The sequence below is a fragment of the Priestia veravalensis genome, from assembly GCF_001457055.1.
Lineage (GTDB): Bacteria > Bacillota > Bacilli > Bacillales > Bacillaceae_H > Priestia > Priestia flexa.
In genome coordinates this window covers 1-5,448 of record NZ_KQ758739.1, presented here as the reverse complement: position 1 = coordinate 5,448, position 5,448 = coordinate 1, and the positions used below count along the sequence as shown (strand labels likewise).

Here is a 5,448-nt window from a genome sequence, read left to right as displayed (position 1 = left end):
TATTTTATCAGAAGTGGTCCTTATTTTAATGTAAAAATAAACAAAGCCGGTGAAATTTTACTCGTCGTAAAATTTCACCGGCTTTTTCGGTTCAGAGGAGGGTTTTGTCCCAGCCTCTTTTTTATGTGTATTTTAAGAAGCCAAAATTTGCATTGAATGAATGGGTTATAGGCAAAATAAAAGTTAATTTCGTCAGAGAACGTTTCTCTGCATGTCAAAGTAGTAAATTAACTAGGTTTTTATTTATAAATGATTGTGACGAAAAAGCACTTTCTAATTGAAAGGTGTGTTTTTCGTTTCTTATAAAAATATAAAAAAGAGGAGAGTTTTTATGAAGAACATTTTTATGAAATCAATGACCGTCTTTACGTTACTAATGGTCACATTATGTGGGGGCAATCAAGGGAAAGCAGAAGCAGCAAGTAAAGCTGCGAATCAAGATTTAATTATTATTAACAAATACTACAACAAGCTTGCTTATTTTCACAATGGTTATATTGAGATCATTGATCCAGTAGCAACGGGAAAAACATGGGACAAAACACCTGTTGGTTTTTTTAAAGTCGTGAACAAGATTAAAAACCGCCCTTATTATACAGGACATATTCCTGGGGGCGATTCTCGCAATCCGTTAGGAAAACGTTGGTTAGGGTTAAATGCAAATGGTACGTATGGCGATACATACGGTATTCATGGAAATAACAATGAAAACAGCATTGGAAAATACGTGAGTCAAGGTTGCGTGAGAATGCATAATGCAGACATCGAAAAGCTTTATGATAAAGTTCAAGTTGGTACGCCGGTTGCTATCACTTATTCCTATATGAGCTTTGTTGATCTTACAAGCGTATATGGATATAAATTCAAAGGCTACAACTTAAAAAATAACTAATATCTAAACAGCATTCCGTATCACGAAATGCTGTTTTTTCTTTGTCTTCTTTCCATATAGCCCTTATCATAGAAAGAGATGAAAAATATGGTGAAGGAGGATATGATTATGCGAGCGAAAATTGAAAAGGCTAAACATGTATGGATGTTTGAAGCAACAGGAGAGTTTTATGCTCATGAGGTGAGTAATGAGAAAATAAAAAGAGGTTTCTTTCTATGTCCTTCTTGTGAAGTAAAAGTGTATTATAAGCAAGATCATTTCTTTTCCAGTGAGCATAAACGAAATTGCACCTATGTGAAAGAACAATTTAAGAAAAAAGCCTAAAAGGTAAAGGAAGCCCAGCAACCTTATATAGGAATATTTTCCCTTTGCAGAAATCATAGTGTTTCTAATGATTTTCCCTTACTTAGAAAATCTAAAAAAGGTAAAAGTAGTAGGATTGTGTGCGTTGGGATTAAGTGGAATTAACTTAGCCATTATTATGATTATGAATGTAAGTGTGTTAGGAATAACTCTTACTTCACGTTCACTTTTTCCCCTTCTTTCTACAATCCAGACTATCCAGGTTGCTGATTTCCTGGAACGCCTAGACGTTTTTTTTATGATGGCTTTAGTTATCAATGGCTTCTTTAAAATAATGATTTATTTTTATGCGGCTGTAATTGGTACTGCAACCTTGTTTAAAATTAAATTTTCTTCAGAGCTGTCATCTACTTTAGGAATAGTCGTTTTATTTGTATCAATGATACTGGCTAGTAACATTCAGGAACATATTTATGAGGGAACAAAAGGATTGCTAATGAGTATTCATCTGTGCTTTCAAATCGTCATTCCTGTTCTGCTTCTCATTATAGCTTTCTTGAAAAATAACAAGCATGCCAGAATGTAATACAGCCCAAGTAAACACCTAGAAGTCAAAAAAGTAATTTATCCCCACATTCACTTACAGCATATGTTCCATATTGATGTTACAAACCTTAAATTTATTTCTGGGACCGTGAACTTGAGTTGAAAGTAAAAAAATCCCCTTAAGTTAATTGATCTAGCTTATAAGAGGGTTATATTCCCTTTTTGATACCTTAGCCCTTTCTCTGAGAAACGGTACGAAAAAGTTTTTTACTTATAATTTGTTATAAAGCTTATTTTTCCTATTCTCATTATACAAATTTTATAGACGCATTCTACGGATGTCTTATAAAAAAGTAAACAAACTCTACTATCAAGGGTTTGTTTACTTTTTGTTTCTAGAAGGCACATTATGTTAATTAAAAATGTACACTTTTACGGACATTTCTTTTTTAGCCTATTGTCTCTAAGGTTACATATATTCTTCTTCATTTCACATTCACGACATTTGCATAATAAAATACCTTTTTTTAAAACATTGAAAGAAGCTGAATACTCATGGTTATCCTTATCTTAAGAAGGTATAGATATTAATTACTTATTCTTTACCAATCGCCTCATCATGAATCTTTTCGATATACTCCCAATTCAATACCTGCTTGATTTCGTTATAAACGTCCTCACCACTAAGAGTCATGCCATTTTCGATCCACCAATTTAAAACACCTAGAGTAGCTCCAGCAAACGCAGCTATCCCAATTTCAGAAGAGGTAGAAATGGATGGATTTCTATCGTCACGTAACATCTCTTGCTTCATGCTAGTAGTCATTTCGTTTCTTATGACATACCTCAATGAATCTCTTTCTTCTAAGAATAGCTGAGAGAATAATCGTTTATATTTAATTGCCACATTAAATAACTTTAAATGTACTTCTTCAAGGTTGCTATCAGTAAAATGAAATTCCTCGGCAATTTCCTTTAATAAATAAGCTAACAAATCATATTTGTCATTAAAATGGGTATAGAATGTAGCGCGGTGTACCATTGCTTCTTCACAAATTTCTTTTACAGAAATGGAATTAAACGAATGGTGCTCTATTAAAGAAAGCAAAGCTTGAGAAAGGAGCTTGCGTGTTCTTTTGATGCGTAAGTCTTCCTTTTTTTCTTTTTCCATATACATTACCTCGTTTCTGTATCGTTAATAGACAGTTCCATTATATTGTTTATTGATAAAATTAATTATACATCCTAGTATATAAATTACAAGAGTAAATAAAGTATACACATGTCTAAAAAAGTACGTTAGTAGAATCTTTATAATAACAAACTTACATTTTCTACGTATTACTACTCTTGTGAAAAAAATTTAAAAATAAAAATGACAGAATTACTGACATGTGAATCACTATCTAAAGCGTATCATTCGCACATTAAATAATGACTATCTACGCTTCCATCCCGAAGATAGAAAAGGAGACTGTAAAAATGAATCAACCGTTAACATCTCGTCGACCAAAAGAAGAAAAAGCCATTGTGATTGGAGGAGGCATTGCAGGTTTGCTCACAGCTCGTGTTCTGTCCGATCATTACGAAGAAGTCATAATTGTAGAAAGAGATGAGCTACCAAAGGAACCGTCTACTCGTTCAGGTACGCCCCAGGCTTTTCATCCTCATCGCATTCTGCCACGCGGAAGTATGATTATGGAACATTACTTCCCTAGCTATATTGATGATTTATTGGATCAAGGCGCTCCTTCTACACAAAATGAAAAAATGAAACTGTTCACTTCATATGGAAGGCTGGAAATGGTTCCTCCTGAAAAAAATGCATCAAGCAGTCGAGCATTATTAGAGTGGACGTTCCGTCAGCGTGTACAAAACATCTCAAATGTACGTTTTCTTTCTAAACAAGAAGTAATAGGTCTTCAAACATCGGCTGATCAAAGCCAAGTGACAGGTGTCCATATAAAAGAACGAAGTGAACGAAAACAAGAACGAATAGTGGCTGCTAATTTAGTAGTAGATACAAGTGGACGCTCTTCCAAACTGACTAATTGGCTTGAAGCTATGGGACTAGAAGTTTCACAATCCGAGCGTCTAAAGGTATCTCTTGGCTATAGTACGCGCTATTATCGAGTCCCCCCCCATGTTAAAGAGAAGTGGGGCGTCGTGGTTTCGGAAGCCCAACCGGATAAAGGGATTGGTACGGGAATGCTAGGATATATCGAAGATAACCTGGCTCAAACATTATTATTTAGTGCAGGCGGTGAACACTATCCGTCAACAAACCCAGAAGAATACGAAAAAGAATTAGAGACACTTGCTACGCCAATGCTTGCGGAAGTAGTCAAAGAGCTAGAACCCATTAGTGTTCCACGAGGATACCGTACACCTGAATCGGTTCGTCAACACTTTGAATAAATAGAGAATTGGCCAGCTGGGTTACTCGTAGTCGGCGATGCATTTTGTAATTTTGATCCCATCCATGGACAAGGAATGACAGTAGCTGCGATTGAAGCTGAAATGCTAGACATTTGTTTGCATGAACAACGTCAAACTCCTCAACCTAACTTTGAACGACACGTACTGCAACGCATGCAAGAAGCGATTGAACCGGCATGGTGGCTAAGTTCAGTTGCGGATTTACGTTGGAACGGCGTTGAACATGTGGGAGCTGAGCCCATAAAAGGGGTATCCTTTGCTCAGAAATATTTCAATCTGTATGTGAAAAGGGCTGTGAAATTGGCGAACGAGGAGAACGACCCTTCTATGTTCCAACAGTATTTTATGATGAATGCATTAGTTCTTCCCCCACGTGCCATAATTAATGCACGTACACTAACTATGTTATTGGTAGGGGATGGATCTCTAGAGGAAAAGCAACTGTTAGCTGAATTAGGAAATGTGGATGAACAACAAATACAAGAAAGAATAGATGAGCTGATTCCTTCCTTTTCGTTGGAAATTGATGAGAAGGCCTTACACTCATTCCCTTCCACGCCTCTTTCCAATATCAAGGCATGAAGATGAATCAAAAGGCTTGTTGTATGCTGTTTAAGATTCCTAAAAAGAACTAAATGCTTCAAGAAATTAAAACAAAAAGTAGAAGAGGATGTTCAGGATGCGTATGAAGGATGTCCAACAGATTCCATAAAAATAGCCAATGACCCCTTCACTGGAGAAGGCTCAAAAGATGAGTAGTATATTTGCTTGTTAAATTAATGAAGAAAAAATATAAAAAATAATGCAGGTAGAGGTGAAAGAAACATGACACAAGAGAAAGACATCTATGATATTACGGTTATTGGAGGAGGACCTGTAGGCTTATTTACAGCTTTTTACGGAGGGATGAGACAAGCTAAGGTAAAAATTATTGAAAGCCTTCCCCAATTAGGGTGGATTGTCAACACTAAACTAGACAGTTTTCTTAAGGTGCGTAAATTTGTATTCCACTGGACTTAAATAATCTAAAGTACCGTGGATGCGTAGATGGTTAAACCAGTGCACATAATCTGTAAACTCTCTTTGTAACTCTTCTAAGCTATCAAAATGACGTTTCTTTACGAACTCTGTTTTGATGATTTTGAATGTTGCTTCTGCTACTGCATTATCATACGGACAGCCTTTCAAACTTAGAGATCGCTTGATGTTAAACGTTTCTAGGGCCTCATCAATGACTTGGTTCTTATATTCTCTTCCTCGGTCAGTAT

4 protein-coding genes and 3 pseudogenes are annotated in these 5,448 nt (G+C 35.9%); 5 read left to right on the top strand and 2 right to left on the bottom strand.

All coding sequences use genetic code 11. The features are described from left to right. The first annotated feature begins 331 nt into the window (after nucleotides 1–331). From AS180_RS20840 to AS180_RS20830, 3 genes and pseudogenes are all read left to right on the top strand, one after another. Nucleotides 332–892, top strand: coding sequence for a L,D-transpeptidase (locus AS180_RS20840; protein ID WP_025908208.1), 561 nt, complete (start codon nucleotides 332–334; stop codon nucleotides 890–892). 108 nt (nucleotides 893–1,000) lie between these two features. After that, nucleotides 1,001–1,216, top strand: coding sequence for a hypothetical protein (locus AS180_RS20835; protein WP_025908209.1), 216 nt, complete (start codon nucleotides 1,001–1,003; stop codon nucleotides 1,214–1,216). Between the two features lie 34 nt (nucleotides 1,217–1,250). Beyond that, a pseudogene (locus tag AS180_RS20830) lies at nucleotides 1,251–1,781 on the top strand (GerAB/ArcD/ProY family transporter); the annotation flags it as partial. Nucleotides 1,782–2,336: 555 nt separating this feature from the next. Here the strand turns inward: AS180_RS20830 and AS180_RS20825 are convergent. Further along, nucleotides 2,337–2,912, bottom strand: coding sequence for a TetR/AcrR family transcriptional regulator (locus tag AS180_RS20825; RefSeq protein ID WP_062687447.1), 576 nt, complete (start codon nucleotides 2,910–2,912; stop codon nucleotides 2,337–2,339). A 311-nt stretch (nucleotides 2,913–3,223) separates the two neighbouring features. On the opposite strand from AS180_RS20825, the pseudogene AS180_RS20820 reads away from it, so the two are divergent. After that, nucleotides 3,224–4,762, top strand: a pseudogene (locus tag AS180_RS20820) (NAD(P)/FAD-dependent oxidoreductase). Between the two features lie 243 nt (nucleotides 4,763–5,005). Further along, nucleotides 5,006–5,134 (top strand): annotated as a pseudogene (locus tag AS180_RS21960) (ferredoxin--NADP(+) reductase); the annotation flags it as partial. 18 nt (nucleotides 5,135–5,152) lie between these two features. Here AS180_RS21960 and AS180_RS20815 read toward each other — a convergent pair. After that, nucleotides 5,153–5,448, bottom strand: a 296-nt coding sequence (locus tag AS180_RS20815; RefSeq protein WP_139109262.1) for an IS3 family transposase, incomplete at its 5' end; no start/stop codon positions are given.